The organism is Pantoea rwandensis (assembly GCF_000759475.1).
Lineage (GTDB): Bacteria > Pseudomonadota > Gammaproteobacteria > Enterobacterales > Enterobacteriaceae > Pantoea > Pantoea rwandensis_B.
The window spans coordinates 2,222,162-2,238,671 of sequence record NZ_CP009454.1; the positions used below are offsets into that span (position 1 = coordinate 2,222,162).

At 56.9% G+C, this 16,510-nt stretch carries 16 protein-coding genes; 14 read left to right on the forward strand and 2 right to left on the reverse strand.

Annotated features, from left to right (window positions below; genetic code table 11):
• The first annotated feature begins 12 nt into the window (after positions 1–12).
• The 8 genes from phnL (at position 13) to phnE (LH22_RS10130) (ending at position 6,940) form a co-directional block, all read left to right on the forward strand.
• Positions 13–717 (forward strand): phosphonate C-P lyase system protein PhnL, encoded by a 705-nt coding sequence (gene phnL / locus LH22_RS10095; protein ID WP_038646250.1) that lies wholly within the window; start codon positions 13–15, stop codon positions 715–717.
• A complete protein-coding gene (gene phnM, locus LH22_RS10100) occupies positions 714–1,850 on the forward strand; it encodes an alpha-D-ribose 1-methylphosphonate 5-triphosphate diphosphatase (RefSeq protein ID WP_038646252.1) in 1,137 nt (378 codons plus the stop codon). Before phnL ends, phnM begins: the two co-directional genes overlap by 4 nt.
• Positions 1,850–2,386, forward strand: coding sequence for a ribose 1,5-bisphosphokinase (phnN, locus tag LH22_RS10105; protein ID WP_038646255.1), 537 nt, complete (start codon positions 1,850–1,852; stop codon positions 2,384–2,386). The genes phnM and phnN overlap by 1 nt, the downstream gene beginning before the upstream one ends.
• Positions 2,383–3,153: a phosphonate metabolism protein PhnP gene (gene phnP, locus LH22_RS10110; RefSeq protein WP_038646257.1), complete on the forward strand. Its 771-nt coding sequence runs from the start codon at positions 2,383–2,385 to the stop codon at positions 3,151–3,153. The genes phnN and phnP overlap by 4 nt, the downstream gene beginning before the upstream one ends.
• A 79-nt stretch (positions 3,154–3,232) precedes the next feature.
• A complete protein-coding gene (phnC, locus tag LH22_RS10115; RefSeq protein WP_038646258.1) occupies positions 3,233–4,063 on the forward strand; it encodes a phosphonate ABC transporter ATP-binding protein in 831 nt (276 codons plus the stop codon).
• Between the two features lie 26 nt (positions 4,064–4,089).
• A complete protein-coding gene (gene phnD / locus LH22_RS10120) occupies positions 4,090–5,016 on the forward strand; it encodes a phosphonate ABC transporter substrate-binding protein (protein WP_034824564.1) in 927 nt (308 codons plus the stop codon).
• Between the two features lie 179 nt (positions 5,017–5,195).
• On the forward strand, positions 5,196–6,059 hold the full coding sequence (phnE, locus tag LH22_RS10125) for a phosphonate ABC transporter, permease protein PhnE (RefSeq protein ID WP_038646261.1): 864 nt from the start codon (positions 5,196–5,198) through the stop codon (positions 6,057–6,059).
• Positions 6,056–6,940: a phosphonate ABC transporter, permease protein PhnE gene (gene phnE, locus LH22_RS10130; RefSeq protein ID WP_038646263.1), complete on the forward strand. Its 885-nt coding sequence runs from the start codon at positions 6,056–6,058 to the stop codon at positions 6,938–6,940. The genes phnE (LH22_RS10125) and phnE (LH22_RS10130) overlap by 4 nt, the downstream gene beginning before the upstream one ends.
• Here the strand turns inward: phnE (LH22_RS10130) and LH22_RS10135 are convergent.
• On the reverse strand, positions 6,894–9,479 hold the full coding sequence (locus LH22_RS10135; protein ID WP_038646265.1) for an ATP-binding protein: 2,586 nt from the start codon (positions 9,477–9,479) through the stop codon (positions 6,894–6,896). The genes phnE (LH22_RS10130) and LH22_RS10135 overlap by 47 nt on opposite strands.
• A 146-nt stretch (positions 9,480–9,625) precedes the next feature.
• On the opposite strand from LH22_RS10135, the gene LH22_RS10140 reads away from it, so the two are divergent.
• The 6 genes from LH22_RS10140 to LH22_RS10165 all read left to right on the forward strand — a co-directional run bounded on the left by LH22_RS10140 (position 9,626) and on the right by LH22_RS10165 (position 15,804).
• On the forward strand, positions 9,626–11,131 hold the full coding sequence (locus tag LH22_RS10140) for a sugar ABC transporter ATP-binding protein (protein ID WP_038646267.1): 1,506 nt from the start codon (positions 9,626–9,628) through the stop codon (positions 11,129–11,131).
• Positions 11,132–11,141: 10 nt separating this feature from the next.
• Positions 11,142–12,125, forward strand: a complete 984-nt coding sequence (locus tag LH22_RS10145) for an ABC transporter permease subunit (RefSeq protein ID WP_038646270.1) — start codon at positions 11,142–11,144, stop codon at positions 12,123–12,125.
• An 80-nt stretch (positions 12,126–12,205) separates the two neighbouring features.
• Positions 12,206–13,144 carry an ABC transporter substrate-binding protein gene (locus tag LH22_RS10150; protein ID WP_038646272.1) on the forward strand — a complete coding sequence of 313 codons (939 nt, stop codon included), beginning with the start codon at positions 12,206–12,208 and terminating at the stop codon, positions 13,142–13,144.
• Positions 13,145–13,194: 50 nt separating this feature from the next.
• Positions 13,195–13,878: a D-lyxose/D-mannose family sugar isomerase gene (locus tag LH22_RS10155; protein ID WP_038646274.1), complete on the forward strand. Its 684-nt coding sequence runs from the start codon at positions 13,195–13,197 to the stop codon at positions 13,876–13,878.
• 11 nt (positions 13,879–13,889) lie between these two features.
• On the forward strand, positions 13,890–14,750 hold the full coding sequence (locus LH22_RS10160) for a ketose 1,6-bisphosphate aldolase (RefSeq protein ID WP_038646276.1): 861 nt from the start codon (positions 13,890–13,892) through the stop codon (positions 14,748–14,750).
• Between the two features lies 1 nt (position 14,751).
• Positions 14,752–15,804 (forward strand): carbohydrate kinase family protein, encoded by a 1,053-nt coding sequence (locus tag LH22_RS10165; protein WP_038646278.1) that lies wholly within the window; start codon positions 14,752–14,754, stop codon positions 15,802–15,804.
• On the opposite strand, the gene LH22_RS10170 is transcribed toward LH22_RS10165, so the two are convergent.
• The gene (locus LH22_RS10170; RefSeq protein WP_038646280.1) at positions 15,741–16,487 is read right to left on the reverse strand and encodes a response regulator; all 747 of its coding nucleotides are present in this window, start codon (positions 16,485–16,487) and stop codon (positions 15,741–15,743) included. The genes LH22_RS10165 and LH22_RS10170 overlap by 64 nt on opposite strands.
• Between the last annotated feature and the right edge of the window lie 23 nt (positions 16,488–16,510).

Sequence of the window (16,510 nt, forward strand, 5' to 3'; positions counted from 1 at the left end):
CAGGACATCAACATGCAACCTTTATTGCGCGTAGAGAAACTTAGCAAAACCTTCGTGCTGCACAACCAGAGCGGTGCTGAACTGCCGGTGCTGCAGGATGCCAATCTTGAGGTCGGCGCCGGTGAATGTGTGGTGCTGCACGGTCGTTCCGGCAGCGGTAAATCCACGCTGCTGCGCGCGCTGTACGGCAACTATCAGGCCAACAGCGGCCATATCTGGCTGCAACATCAGGGCGCATGGATCGACATGGCACAGGCACCCGCACGGCAGATTTTGGCGATTCGTCGCGAAACTGTTGGCTGGGTGAGCCAGTTCTTGCGCGTTATTCCCCGTGTGCCCACGTTGGAAATCGTCATGCAACCTCTGCTCGAACGCGGCGTGGATCGTGCTTTTTGCGAGAAGCGAGCCAAAGACCTGCTGACCAGGCTGAATGTGCCTGAACGTTTGTGGTCACTCGCGCCGTCCACGTTCTCGGGTGGTGAACAGCAGCGCGTGAACATCGCACGGGGTTTTATCGCGGATTATCCGGTACTGCTGCTGGATGAACCCACCGCCTCACTCGACAGTGCGAATAGCGCAGCGGTGGTGGAATTGATTGAACAGGCGCGCACCCGTGGCGCCGCTATTGTGGGCATTTTCCATGACGAAGCGGTGCGCGCACGCGTGGCCGATCGCCTGCACGTCATGCAGCCGGTTAAAACAGGAGCAGAAGCATGATCGTCAATAATGTCCGTCTGGTGCTGGAAAATGAGGTTGTCGCCGGTTCGCTGGAGATCCGCGATGGTCGCATCGCCAGTTTCAGCGACAGCACCAGCCAATTGCCTGGTGCGCTGGATGGCGAAAACGCCTTCCTGTTACCAGGACTGGTTGAGCTGCATACCGACAACCTCGACAAATTCTTCACGCCGCGTCCAAAAGTGGATTGGCCCGCGCACTCGGCAATGAGCAGCCACGATGCCCTGATGGTTGCCAGCGGCATTACCACGGTGCTGGATGCGATTGGCGTCGGCGATGTGCGTGATGGCGGTCATCGCCTCGAGAACCTGAGCAAAATGATCAACGCCATTCAGGACAGCAACCGCAAAGGCATCAACCGGGTCGACCACCATCTGCATCTGCGCTGTGAGTTGCCACACAACACCACGCTGCCGCTGTTTGAAAAGTTGATGAGCACGCCTGAGCTGTCACTGGTATCGCTGATGGACCATTCGCCAGGCCAACGTCAATACGCCTCGCTGGAGATGTATCGCACCTATTACCAGGGCAAATACTCGTTGAATGATGAGCAGATGGATCAGTTCGAACGTGAGCAACTGGCACTGGCTGCCGAGTTCTCGACACCGAACCGCAACGCCATCTCCAGCCTGTGCCGTTCACGGGGGATCCCGATTGCCAGTCACGATGATGCTACTGCCGCACATGTGGCCGAATCGCATGAGGTGGGCAGCACCATTGCGGAGTTCCCCACCACCATCGAGGCTGCCCGCGCCTCGCGTGAGTGCGGTATGCAGGTGTTAATGGGCGCGCCGAATATCGTGCGTGGTGGATCGCACTCGGGCAACGTGGCAGCCTGGGAGCTGGCCAGCCATGGGCTGCTGGATATTCTGTCATCGGATTACTACCCAGCGAGCTTGCTGGACGCGGTGTTCCGCTTAGTGGCAGATGAACGCAACAGCCTGACGTTGCCACAGGCCGCCGCGTTGGTGACACGGCATCCGGCGCGTGCCATTGGCTTGCACGATCGCGGCGTGATTGGCGAAGGCATGCGTGCCGACCTGGTACTGGCGCATACCGAACATGGGCATCCACACATTCGCCACGTCTGGTCGCAGGGCAGGCTGGTGTTCTGATGGCGCGCCTGATCTGGCTCACCGGGCCTTCGGGCTCGGGTAAAGACAGTTTGTTGAATGCGCTACGCGAAGCGCCGCCAGATAACCTGGTGATCGCCCATCGCTACATTACGCGCCCGGCTGATGCCGGGGGCGAAAATCATGTGGCGCTGAGCGAGGCTGAGTTTAGGCGTCGTCAAGCCATGGGGTTGTTTGCCATCAGCTGGCAGGCACACGGCCTCTACTACGGGCTGGGAGAAGAGATCGACCACTGGCTGGCGCGCGGGTTGAATGTGCTGGTCAACGGTTCGCGTCTGCATCTGCCGATTGTCGAGCAACAATACGGCACACAACTGTTGCCGCTGGTGCTGCACGTTTCACCGGCGGTGCTGGAAATGCGCTTACGGCAGCGCGGACGTGAAAGTGAAGGGGAGATTCGTCAACGGCTGGCGCGCGCATCAGAACCGCTGCCTGCGCACTGCCATCCGCTCAATAACGATGGCGCACTCAGCGATACCCTCAACGGGTTGCGTCAATTGCTGGAGCATCCACCATGAAACTCACTTTTCTCGGTACGGGTGGCGTGCAGTCTGCGCCGCTGTTTGGCTGTGATTGTCACGCTTGCGAACGTGCACGTCTTGAGCCAAGGCGCGCACGTGCCGCGACCAGTGCACTCATTGACACGGGCAGCGAGCGTATATTGCTGGATGCCGGACGCCACGACCTGCATCAGCGCTTTCGACCCGGTGAACTGAGCCGTATTTTGCTCACCCATTTTCATATGGACCATGTGGCAGGACTGTTCAGTTTACGTTGGGGATTAGGTCAACAGATTCCGGTGTGGGCACCGCCGGATGAGAAGGGCTGCGATGACCTGTTTAAACATCCTGGTTTGCTGGATTTCCGTTCTGCCCTCACGCCTTTCGTCCCTCATAGCTTTGGTGCGTTGCAGGTAACACCTCTACCGCTGCAGCACTCAAAACTCACTTATGGTTACCTGTTCGACTGGCAGGGTACGCGTCTCGCCTGGCTTTGTGATACCTGTGGATTGCCACCTGACACTGCAGATTTTCTTCACGGTCAACCGCTGGATCAACTGGTGATTGACTGCAATGACCCGCCACGAGAAAGCGTACGCAATCATAACGATGTGACGCGCGCATTGCAGATTATTGAACAGCTGGCACCGCGCCAGGCGTGGCTTATCCACCTCAGTCATGAGATGGATGGCTGGTTGCTTAATAATCGCTTACCTGACAATGTGCTGGCGGCCACCGACGGCCAGACGATTACGGTCGGCTCCTCACTCAGTGTCACTGTTTAATCATTTAACTGTCATTAAGTCTTCATCGGATTTGCCCGTAATAACGGGCAATCAAGACCTCAGAGAGATGGAGTGCAACATGGCACAGGCATTACTGAAAACCGTTATCGACAATCCTTATGTTCCGCACGCCGGGCAAGGCAACAAGGTGCTGTCGGTGCAGGGACTGTGCAAGGCGTACGGCGAAAACCGCGTACTGGATAATGTCAGCTTCGATCTGCATGCGGGCGAGCTGGTGGCCGTGATTGGTCGCTCAGGCGCAGGCAAATCGACACTGTTACATATGCTGAATGGCACCATCAGTGCTTCGCAGGGTGCGATTCTCAGTAATCGTCAGGGTGAAGCCGATCATGATGTGGTGACGCTCAATAGCCGCCAGATGCGCGAATGGCGCAGCGAATGCGGCATGATTTTCCAGGATTTCTGTCTGGTGCCGCGTCTGGATGTACTGACCAACGTACTGCTGGGGCGGCTGAGCCAGACTTCAACACTGAAATCGTTCTTCAAAGTGTTCTCCGAAGCGGACCGCGCGCAGGCGATTGAGCTGCTGCAGTGGATGAACATGCTGCCGCAGGCGCTGCAGCGTGCGGAGAACCTGTCAGGTGGGCAGATGCAGCGCGTGGCGATTTGCCGTGCGCTGATGCAAAACCCGCGCATTCTGCTGGCAGATGAGCCGGTGGCCTCACTCGATCCGAAAAACACCAAACGCATCATGGATGTGCTGCGTCAGGTGAGTGAGCAGGGCATCAGCGTCATGGTGAACCTGCACTCGATTGAACTGGTGAAGCAGTACTGCACCCGTGTTATCGGCATTCAGCGCGGTAAAGTGCTGTTTGACGGACATCCTTCTCAGTTGACCGATGGCTTGCTGCATGAGCTGTACGGCGACGAAATTAACCAGCTCCACTAACTTCCACGGCAAGAGAAAAAACACGAATGAAACTGACCTCTTTAGCTTTATTGACTGTTGCAATGACTTTTGGCGTTAACGCAGCGGATGCACCAAAAGAATTGAACCTCGGGATTTTGGGTGGACAGAACGCCACTCAGCAGATCGGCGATAACCAGTGCGTGAAAGATTTCTTCGACAAAGAGCTGAACGTCGATACCAAAATGCGCAACTCGTCTGACTACTCAGGCGTGATTCAGGGCCTGCTGGGTAACAAAATTGATATGGTGCTGAGCATGTCTCCAGCATCTTATGCGTCGGTTTATCTGCAGAACCCGAAAGCGGTTGACGTGGTCGGCATCGTGGTGGATGACAAAGACGGATCACAGGGTTATCACTCTGTGGTGATCGTGAAAGCAGACAGCCCGTACAAAAAGCTGGAAGACCTGAAAGGCAAATCCTTTGGTATGGCCGATCCGGATTCAACTTCTGGCTTCCTGATGCCAAACCAGGCGTTCAAGAAAGAGTTTGGTGGCACGGTTGACGACAAGTACAACAACACCTTCTCCAGCGTGACCTTCTCTGGCGGCCACGAGCAGGACATCCTGGGTGTGCTGAACGGTCAGTTTGAAGGTGCTGTAACCTGGACTTCAATGATCGGCGATTATGACAAGGGTTATACCTCTGGTGCCTTTGGCCGCATGATGCGTATGGACCAGCCTGACCTGATGAAGAAAATCCGCATCATCTGGCAGTCGCCGCTGATCCCGAACGGTCCAATCCTGGTGAGCAACAACTTGCCCGCTGACTTCAAACAGAAGCTGGTGGCTGCGATCAAGAAGCTGGATAAAGAAGACCACAGTTGCTTTGTTAAAGCGGTGGGCGGTGCTCAGCACATCGGCCCGGCAACCGTTGCCGATTATCAGAACATCATCGATATGAAACGTGATTTGATGAAAGGTTCACGCGGTTAATGAACCTGCGGGGCAGGTGTGCTGGCAAAGCATACCTGCCTGATGCGCTTGCAGCAAACCGTAGCGGCGCGATGAATCGCGTGGTTTTGACCCGCAGATGAGCGGGTATCAGTGTGCAATGAATCGTGCCGCTATACCGTTGTGCCACGCAATATTACCTCCAATACAGGACATCCCCCTTGACCGATTTCGAACACTACTACCAACGCATCCGTCGTCAGCAAAAACGCGACACTGTGCTCTGGTCGCTGCTGTTGGTGGCGCTCTACCTCGCTGCGGGCAAGATGGCGGAATTCAATCTGGTCACCGTCTGGCAATCACTGCCACACTTTTTTGATTACATCGGCGAAACCGTGCCGGTGTTGCATTGGTCGGTGTTGTTCGCAGATGTCAAAACCGAAGGCTCGCTGGCCTACTGGGGCTACCGCCTGCATTTCCAGCTGCCGCTGATTTGGGAAACTTTGCAGCTGGCGCTGTCGTCGACCATCGTTGCCGTGATGATCGCTGGGGTACTGGCGTTTTTCGCCGCCGACAACACCCAAACGCCGCGCAGCCTACGCTTTGCGATCCGTGCCTTTGTCGCTTTCCTGCGCACCATGCCTGAACTGGCGTGGGCGGTGATGTTCGTCATGGCGTTTGGCATTGGGGCGATTCCCGGCTTCCTCGCACTGGCGCTGCACACCGTGGGAAGCCTGACCAAACTGTTTTATGAATCGATTGAGAGCGCTTCGGACAAACCGGTGCGCGGCCTCGCGGCCTGCGGCGCCACCAAATTACAGCGCATGCGCTTCGCCTTCTGGCCACAGGTGAAACCGACGTTTCTCTCCTACAGCTTTATGCGCCTTGAAGTGAACTTCCGTTCTTCCACCATCCTCGGATTGGTCGGTGCGGGCGGTATCGGCCAGGAGCTGATGACCAACATCAAACTGGACCGTTACGATCAGGTCAGTATTACGCTGCTGCTGATCATTGTGGTGGTTTCGCTGCTGGATACGGTATCCGGCTGGTTGCGCCGTCGCGTGGTGGAAGGGGATATCAAATGATCGCATTAGCACCGGATGTGGCGAAACTGAAGCAGGAACATCCTGCACTGTTCGCCGCCCAAAACCGTTATCTGCGCCGGGTGGCTGGCGTTGCACTTGCCATCGCGCTCTATTACCTGTTCTTCTTTGAGTTCTTTGGCATTGAGTGGAGCCGAGTCATTATCGGTTGCGAGCAACTAGGGCGTTACTTCCTGCGCATGTTCGTTTGGCAAGACTTTATGAATTGGCCATTTGGCTATTATTTCTCGCAGATTGGCATAACGCTGGCGATAGTATTTGCCGGGACATTGACTGCATCGCTGATCGCGTTGCCAGTGTCGTTCCTTGCGGCGCGTAACGTGATGCACGATCCCATTGCCCGTCCGATCTCCTTAGTGGTGCGCCGTTTGCTCGACATCCTGCGCGGTGTCGATATGGCCATCTGGGGCCTGATCTTTGTGCGTGCGGTTGGCATGGGGCCGTTGGCGGGCGTACTGGCGATTGTGGTTCAGGATGTAGGCTTGCTGGGTAAACTGTATGCGGAAGGGCATGAAGCGGTTGAACGTTCGCCAAGCCGTGGTTTAGGTGCGGTGGGGGCCAATAGTCTGCAGAAACATCGCTTTGGCATCTTTACCCAATCCTTTCCGACCTTCCTGGCGTTGAGCCTGTACCAGATTGAATCCAATACCCGTTCGGCGGCGGTACTTGGCTTTGTCGGGGCAGGTGGCGTCGGCCTGGTGTATGCCGAGAACATGCGTCTGTGGAACTGGGATGTGGTGATGTTCCTGACCATCCTTCTGGTCGGCGTGGTGATGATTATGGATGTCATCTCCAGCAAATTGCGTAAATGCTACATCACGGGGAAACCGTTGCCGCTGTGGCAGCCTGCCGTGCGCGATTAAGCCGTTCACTGCGTTGCCAGGCGCGCTCCAGCGCCTGCGCCAACTGCACCTGTTGCCAGGGTTTTGCCAGCCGTTCACACAGCGGCAAAGTGACCTGACTTTGACGCAAATCCTGACCGCTAATCAGCAGCGTGGCCAATTCCGGCCACTGCTGTTGTGCCTGACGAATCACATCTGCGCCGTTTAACGCCCCGGGTAACATCAAATCACTGATCAGTAACTCAATGTCTGGCGTCTGCCGCAGCAGCGTTAACGCGGATTCGCCATCGTCACACTCTAATGTGAGATAGCCGAGCTGATGCAAGTGCTCACACAATGTCTGCCTGACGGCGGGTTCATCATCCAGGACCAACACCAGACGGTCGCTGCTGGCAACTGGCGTGAATTCCGGCAGCGCCGGTGCAGACTGGGCCGCTTCCGGTGCACGCGGCAGTAACAGGCGCACGGTGGTGCCCTGGCCGGGGGCGGTTTCCACCTCGATCTGCCCGCCAGATTGACGCACAAATCCATACACCATCGACAGCCCAAGTCCACTGCCGCTGCCGGTCTCTTTGGTGGTGAAAAATGGCTCAAACACCTGTTCTCGCACCTCGGCTGACATGCCGCAGCCGTGATCGATAACTTCAATGGTCACGCGATCGCGTTTGCCATCCGCCTCCTGCATTCGCTGATTCCAGATGCGCAGGCGAATTTCCCCGCTTTGTTTCTCCATGGCATCGCGCGCATTGACCACCAGATTCATCAGCGCATTTTCCAGTTGCCCGGCATCGATCCACGCTGGCCAACCGGGGCGTTGCGCATCTACCACTAATTGCTGACCGGGCAACAGTGAATGCTGCAACAGTGAGTGCAGATTATCGACCAGCTCAATCACTGATACCGCACGCGGATATAGCGACTGTTTACGTGAGAAGGCCAGCAGCCGCTGGGTAAGCTGTGCCGCGCGGTCGGCCGCCAGCCGCGCACGATCGATTCGGCTAGCCAGCGAACCAGAGGGGAGTTGGCCCACGGTGAGCGCCAGACTGCCAATAATCACGGCCAGCAGGTTGTTGAAGTCATGGGCGATGCCGCCGGTGAGTTGGCCCACCGCTTTCATTTTTTGGCTGTGCAGCAGCGCTTCTTCCAGCGCCTTGCGCGTGGTGCGCTCCAGTACGGTATTGACCATGCCACGGCGTGGCACCGGGCTAAAGCGCAGTTCCAGCGTGCGGCCGTCGGGCAGGCGAACTTCCTGCGCATCGTGCAGGCTGGTGAGTTGCACATCCATCCGCTCTAGCAGACGTTGATAATGCAGGCCGCGATGCAGGTCGCGCGCCGGAATGCCGAGCAACTCAGCATATTGCGCGTTCCATACCACCAGTTGCCCGCTGTTATCGAACAACGCAAAGCCATCGCGCATCGCGAGGAAAGTGGATTCCAGTTGATTACTTTTCTCTTTTAACAGGCGCGAAGTGTGGGCCAGTGAAGCGGTATTGCGCGCAAAGACGTTAAAGGCGCGAGCCAGATCGCCAAGCTCATCGCGGCGGGCCAATCCCGGAACATTGACGCTTTTCTCGCCCTGGGCCAGGCGCGTCATGGCCTGGGCGATAGCGGTCAGGCTCGAACCGAGATTCCGATAGATGTAGTAGCCCGCGTAACCGGTGATCAACAGTGCCAGCAGCATAAACAGACCAATAAACCCGATGATGGAGTCCAGCTCCTGATGCGTCACCGTGCTACGCGCATCGCTCTGCTGCGCGACCAGTTGCACATAATGGGTGATGTCACCATTCAGCATCGCAACCAGTGCTTTGATGCGATAGGTCGCGTAGGCAATGGCGATATCGCTCTGCTCAAGCTGTTGAGCGACGGGTTGTAAGCTGCGCGTGGTGTCGACCAAGCGGTCACGCTGCATCGCCAGCGCATCCTGTAGCGGCAGGGCGGACCAAATGGGCAGTACCTGTTGTAATTGCTGTTCAGCAGCTTGCGGTGCCGTGGACTGGATAGCCACCTTTAACAGGGCATCCGTTTGCTGGCGCAGCGGCAAAAAAGCGCCGTCGCTGGCGAGTACATCAATGCGATTCAGCAGCAATTGCGCCTGCCACAGACCACTCAGCATCACGTTGCGTTGTAAGTGGCGTTGATGACCAACACGCAGCAGCTGATTGATGCTCTGTTCAAGCATCTGGCTGCGTTCACGAATGCGCGCCAGCAGTGCGGGTTGCTGTGCGGCCAATGGCGCGTTCGCCAGCAGGGATAAAGACTGCTGCAAGGCTTGCTGCGTCTGTTGCAGACGTGCCGACTCGCTCTGGTACTCCAGCGCACCCACCACCTGCGCCAATCGTACGGCGGCGGTGGCCACATTGGCCGTATCCCGCGCCAGCGCCAGGCTGCCGTTCATATCCGCTAGCGTTTGCGCCTGTGCCTGCTCCTGAATGTGACCCGCGTGGCGAAATCCAAAAATAGCCACCAGGCTCACCGCCAGCGTCACGCTCACCACTAACAGGTTAAACAGCAGCAAGCGACCCCGTGCGCCAGCGTGCCAGTGCAGACTCTGACTCATTTGCGGACACTCCTTACCTCTCAACTCCCGGCGAGTATAAAAGCGTGAACGGGGTGCAATATGACAAATATGAATGGCCGCTGACATTTTCCATTTATCTGGCGTTGCAACACTCGGCGACAACTTCACACAGCAGGAGCCTGGCGATGGCGGCGACACCTATATTAGAAATGCGCGAAATCACCCGACGCTTCGGCAGCTTCTACGCCTTAAAAGGCGTGGATCTGACCGTGTGGCCGGGTGAAGTCCATGCGCTGATGGGCGAAAACGGTGCCGGAAAAAGTACGCTGATGAAGATTCTGGCCGGTGCGTATATCGCCAGCAGCGGGGAAATTCTTATTGATGGTCAGCCCTACGCCATTAAAGGCCCGAAAGAGGCGCTGGCAGCGGGCATCACACTGATTTATCAGGAAATCAATCTGGCGCCCAATCTCACGGTGGCAGAGAACATTTTTCTCGGCAGCGAGATCACGCGTGGCGGGCTGGTGAAACGTCGGCAGATGGCAGAAGAAGCACAGCAGGTGATTGATCGTTTGGGTGCGCAATTCAGCGCAACCGATCTGGTGAGCAGGCTGAGCATCGCCGAGCAACAGCAGGTGGAGATCGCCCGCGCGCTGCATCGCAACAGCCGTATTCTGGTGATGGATGAACCCACTGCCGCACTCTCCAATCGTGAAACCGAACAGCTGTTTGCGCTGATTAAACGCCTGCGCAGTGAAGGCATGGCGATCATTTATATCAGTCATCGCATGGCGGAAGTGTATGAGCTCTCCGATCGCGTCAGCGTGCTGCGTGATGGACAGTATGTTGGCAGCCTGACGCGTGACCAACTGAATGCCAGTGAACTGGTGCGCATGATGGTCGGGCGTCCACTCAGCGATCTGTTTAATAAAGATCGCGATATTCCCTTCGGTGAGGTCCGCCTGGCCGTTAATCATCTAACCGATAACCGGAAAGTGCATCCCAGCAGTCTCTCGGTGCGCGCCGGGGAAATTGTCGGGCTGGCAGGTTTGGTCGGTGCCGGGCGCAGTGAGCTGGCACAGCTGATTTTTGGCGTGCACCAGCCGAAAGGCGGCGAGCTCTGGATCGACGGTGAGAAGGTGAAAATTCACTCCCCGCGGGATGCCATAGCACGTGGCATTGGTTTCCTGACCGAGAACCGTAAAGAGCAAGGGCTGTTTCTGGAACTGGCCGCGCAGGAAAACATCGTGATGGCCACGCTGGAGCGTGATGCCAGTTACGGTCTGCTCAATCGGCGCAAAGGGCAAAAGATCGCCGGTGATGCCATCGAATCACTCAATATCCGTGTGCCGCACGCCCAGGTGCGGGCAGGTGGATTATCGGGCGGTAACCAACAGAAGCTGCTGATTTCACGCTGGGTGGCGATTGCACCGCGCATCCTGCTGCTGGACGAACCCACGCGCGGCGTGGATGTCGGCGCCAAAAGCGAAATCTACCGCATGATGAATCAGATGGCGCAACAGGGCGTGGCGATATTGATGATCTCCAGCGAGCTGCCGGAGGTGGTCGGGATGAGTGACCGCGTCTACGTGATGCGCGAAGGCAGCATTGCGGGCGAGTTGAGCGGCGCAGAGATCAGCCAGGAAAACATCATGACACTGGCCACCGGCGCACAGCCGGTTCAGGCCTGAGGAGACCGAAATGACCAGTGAAACCGCACGCGTAAAAAGTCCTACGCTCAAACGCGCCTTAATGAGCGATCTGCTGCAAACGGTGGGCATTCTGCCGATTTTGATTCTGATTGTGGCGGTTTTTGGCTTTGTCGCACCGAACTTCTTTACCGAAGCCAACCTGCTGAATATCACCCGCCAGGCTTCGATCAATATCGTGCTGGCAGCAGGCATGACCTTTGTCATCCTCACTGGCGGGATAGATTTATCCGTCGGTTCGATGCTCGGCACCACGGCGGTGGTGGCGATGGTGGTGTCACTCGATCCCGCCTTTGCCGGGCTGACGATACCGGCGGCGCTCGGCGCAGGGCTGATTATGGGGCTTTTCAACGGCATTTTAGTGGCGTGGGCCGGTTTACCGCCCTTTATCGTCACGCTCGGCACCTATACCGCCTTGCGCGGCGCGGCTTATTTGCTGGCGAACGGCACCACCGTCATCAACTCTGACATCAATTTTGAGTGGATAGGCAACGGTTATCTCGGGCCGATCCCATGGCTGATCATTATTGCCTTTGCCGTCATCGCGCTGTGCTGGTTCATTCTGCGCCGCACCACCCTGGGCGTGCACATCTACGCTGTGGGCGGCAACATGCAGGCGGCTCGTCTTACCGGCATTAAGGTCGGCATGGTGCTGGTGTTTGTCTATGCCATGAGCGGCATGTTGTCGGGATTGGGCGGATTGATGAGTGCATCACGCCTTTACAGTGCCAACGGCAATCTGGGGGTGGGATACGAGTTGGATGCGATAGCGGCGGTGATCCTGGGCGGTACCAGTTTTGTCGGCGGCATCGGCACCATCACCGGCACGCTAATTGGTGCGCTGATTATCGCCACGTTGAACAACGGCATGACGCTGATGGGCGTGTCTTACTTCTGGCAACTGGTGATTAAGGGCGGAGTGATCATTATTGCCGTGCTGATCGATAAGTACCGTACGCGTCATCACGTGGGTTAAGGGCTATTTGCAACAGGTTGTCACACAACGGCGATCTGCTGGGTCGCCAATATAATCAAAAAAGCAGGAGAACATCGACTATGCGTTTTAATCCGATTATTACCGGACTGCTGGCGGCGACGTTGTTGAGTGCGCCACTGGTGCAGGCAAAAGAACTCAAATCCATTGGTGTCACGGTCGGCGATCTCGCCAACCCGTTCTTCGTGCAGATCACCAAAGGCGCAGAGCTCAAGGCGCGCGAACTGGCGGGCGACAAGGTCAATGTGACGCTGGTCTCCAGCGGTTACGATCTCGGTCAGCAGGTGGCGCAGATTGATAACTTCATCGCCGCTAAAGTGGACATGATTATCCTGAACGCCGCCGACTCCAAAGGCATCGCGCCCGCGGTAAAACGTGCGCGTGACGCCGGAATTGTGGTGGTGGCGGTGGACGTGGCCGCAGACGGTGCTAACGCCACCATTACCTCCGATAACACCCAGGCTGGGGCGATGGCGTGTAAATACATCTCTGATCGCCTGAAAGACAAAGGTAACGTGGTGATCATCAACGGACCGCCTGTATCAGCGGTGCAAAACCGGGTTGAAGGCTGCATGAACGAGCTGAAAACCCATCCGGATATCAAACTGCTTTCCTACAACCAGAATGCCAAGGGCAGCCGTGATGGTGGCCTGGAAGTGATGACTGGACTGCTGTCAGCCAATCCGAAGATCGATGCGGTATTTGCGATCAATGATCCAACGGCGATAGGTGCGGATCTGGCGGCTAAACAGGCACAGCGCAGTGAGTTCTTTATTGTCGGCGTCGATGGATCGCCTGATGGTGAAGAGGCGCTGAAACGTAAAGGTTCGCTGTTTGTCGCAACGCCAGCACAGGACCCACAGGTGATGGCGGCCAAAGCGGTGGAGATTGGCTACGACATCCTGCAGGGCAAACCCGCGCCTGACAAACCGGTGCTGATCCCGGTCACCATGATCGATCGCAATACCGTCAGCAGCTACAAAGGCTGGACAGTGAAATAACGTTGATCACTTGAGGCGGTCTCTGGGCCGCCCGCATTGGGAGAGGAGTTATGCATCGATCCGAAGTGAACGCCATTCTGCAACTCACCCGAGAATTCTTTATGCGTCAGGACGTGCATCTGCCGCCGTGGGCCGATTATGGCCTCAGCCAATGGCGTGCGCTGGATAAACGCAGCGCAGAAGAGCTGCTGGCGCTGCATCTGGGCTGGGATGTCACCAGTTTTGGTGCTGATGATTTCTCTCAGACCGGCTTAACCTTGTTTACTCTGCGTAACGGATCGCGCGGCGGCCAGCCGTGGGGCAAACCCTATGCCGAAAAGATCATGCACGTGCGGGAAGGACAGGTGACGCCCATGCACTACCATCCGCAAAAAATGGAAGACATCATCAATCGCGGCGGCGGAAATCTGATCGTGACACTGCATAACCGCGCGGGCGACCGGCTTGATGATTCGCCGGTGAACGTCACGTTGGATGGCATCCGCCAGACTCACGCGGCGGGATCGCAACTGCGCCTGTCACCGGGTGAGAGCGTAACCCTGCAGCCCGGAATCTGGCACAGCTTCTGGGGCGAAGAGGGCTATGGCGATGTGCTGGTTGGCGAAGTCTCGATGCCCAACGATGACGAGCATGACAATGTCTTTCTCACGCCGCTGGCACGCTTCAACCCGATTGATGAGGATGAAGATCCGCGCTGGCTGTTGTGCAACGAATATCACCGCTGGCTGGCATAAAGGAGTTCACGATGGCACTGATTTCTCTGGCGCAGGGTCTGGCCCACGCGCAACAACACCAATACGCACTCGGCGCATTTAACGTGCTCGATACCCACTTTCTGCGCGCCCTGTTTCAGGCGGCAGAGCAACAGCGATCGCCGTTTATCATCAATATCGCGGAAGTGCATTTTAAGTATGTCAGTCTCGCGCCTCTGATTGCCGCTATTCGCACCGAAGCGGCGCTGCATGATATCCCGGTAGTGCTTAATCTCGACCACGGTTTGCACTTTGAAGCGGTAATGCAGGCGATTCGCCTCGGTTTTACTTCGGTGATGTTTGATGGCTCAACCCTCAGCTATGAGGAAAATGTGCGTCAGACGCGCGAAGTAGTGAAAATGTGCCACGCCATTGGCGTTTCGGTTGAAGCGGAACTCGGCGCGGTAGGTGGCGATGAAGGGGGGGCGCTGTTTGGCGAGGCTGACAGCAACAAGTTTACCGATCCTGCTTTGGCGGCGGAGTTTGTCCAGTCGACCGGGATCGATTGTCTGGCCGTGGCGATTGGCAATGCGCACGGCAAATACAAAGGCGAACCGAAACTTGATTTTGACCGTCTGGCGGCCATTCGCGCGGCCGCAGGCATTCCTCTGGTGCTGCATGGCGGCTCAGGGATCAGTGACGCCGATTTCCGCCACGCCATCAGCCTGGGCATCCATAAAATCAATTTCTACACGGGCATGTCGCAAGCCGCACTCGGTGCAATTGAAAAGCAAATTACCCAGCGTGATGCCCGCTACGACGCCTTTGCTGAACTGCTGATGGCGGTAGAACACGATATTGCCAATGTGGTGGCGCAGCAGATGCAGGTGTTTGGCAGCGCCGGGAGGGCCTGACATGGTGCAACGCAACGGTATTCTCGGTGCGGGCAGTATGCTGGTGGATCATGTGCAACGCATCACGCATTGGCCGGAACAAGGCTGGTTAGCCGAGATTACCCACAGCGAGAAGTGTAGCGGAGGCGCTGCACTGAATGTGCTGTTCACCCTGGCGCGCATGCAGGTCAATTTGCCGCTGGCGGGTGTCGGCATGGTGGGCGGGGACAGCGACGGCGATTACATCGTGCAGTTGCTGGACGAGCATCAGATTGATCGTCAGTTTGTGCAACGTACACACAGTGTCAGCACGGCGATGACGCAAGTGATGACCACGCCCGATGGTCAACGTACGTTTTTCCATGCGCGCGGGGCCAATGCCGAGCTGGATTTGCCCCATTTTGCTGAAGTTGCCACGTCACACCGTATTTTTCATCTTGGCTATTTGCTGTTGCTGGATAGTCTCGACCAGCCAGATGAAGTGTTTGGTACGCGCAGTGCGCATCTGCTGGCACAAATGCAGCAACGCGGTTACCTCACGTCGCTGGATTTGGTGTCGCGAATCGGGGAGTATCGCCCGTTGGTGGTGCCGGCGTTATGCTGGCTCGACTATCTGGTGATTAATGAACTGGAAGCACAATCACTCACCGGAGTGACGCTGCGCAGCGCTTCGGGGCTGGCAGCACCCAGCGCGTTTGCCGAGGCCGCCGCCTGGTTAATGGAACAGGGCGTGCGCCAACGCGTGGTGATCCATGCCCCTGAAGGTGCGTGGGGACAAGAGAGAATGGGTGAGAAAGGGTGGCAGCCGGCGTGGTGCCTGAAACCAGAGGAGATTGTGGGCAGTGTTGGCGCGGGAGATGCATTTTGCGCTGGGGTGTTATTTGCCAGCCATGAAGGTTGGCCCCTGCTGGAGACCTTGAAGTTGGCACACACCTGCGCCTGTTTCAATTTGCATGCAGCAAACGCGCTGGACGGCACGCGGCCATTGGCCGAGATGCAGCGCTGGATGGATCAGGCAATCTGTGTTTCACGTGCGGCTGAAGCCGGACGCAATACATCAGCGGAAAATACGTAACCGAGGCCACGGATGGTGCGGATCAGGCTGGGTTGATGTGGATTGGCTTCGATTTTCCGCCGCAGTCGCATAATGAGCACGTCTATAGTACGGTCGAACACCTCAAGACTTTCATTGTGGGTCAGTTCCAGCAGTTGATCGCGCGTCAGCACTTTGCGTGCGTGACCTACAAGGGCGCGCAACAGGGTATATTCGCCTTGGGTGAGGGCAACACTTTCGCGCTGAGGATTAAACAGCTGACAACGCGCATCATCCAGCCGCCAGCCATTGAATTGCCATCCTTCATCCTGCTGCGCATCAGCTTGTGCCAGACGCCCACAGCGACGCAATGCCGCACGTGCACGCGCGACAACCACCCGAGGATTAAAGGGTTTGGCGATGTAATCATCAGCACCCATCTCTAATCCCACCACCATATCCGCTTCCGACCCCATTCCGGTCAGCATGATGACCAACAGGTCCGGCCGCTGTCGCTGCATCTGTTGCAGCACCAGTAAGCCGTTGGTGTCCGGTAGCATCATGTCCAGCATCACCAGGGAGATCTCCGGATGCAGGCTGAGCAGCGCAAGGGCATCTTTGCCCTGATGGCAGCTGTAGACGGTAAACACATGTTCACTCAAAACATCGTGCAGCAATTCACACACGGCACGATCATCATCAACGACCAAAATCGCGGGCTTCATTGCACTGTCTCTTATGTTGCGAA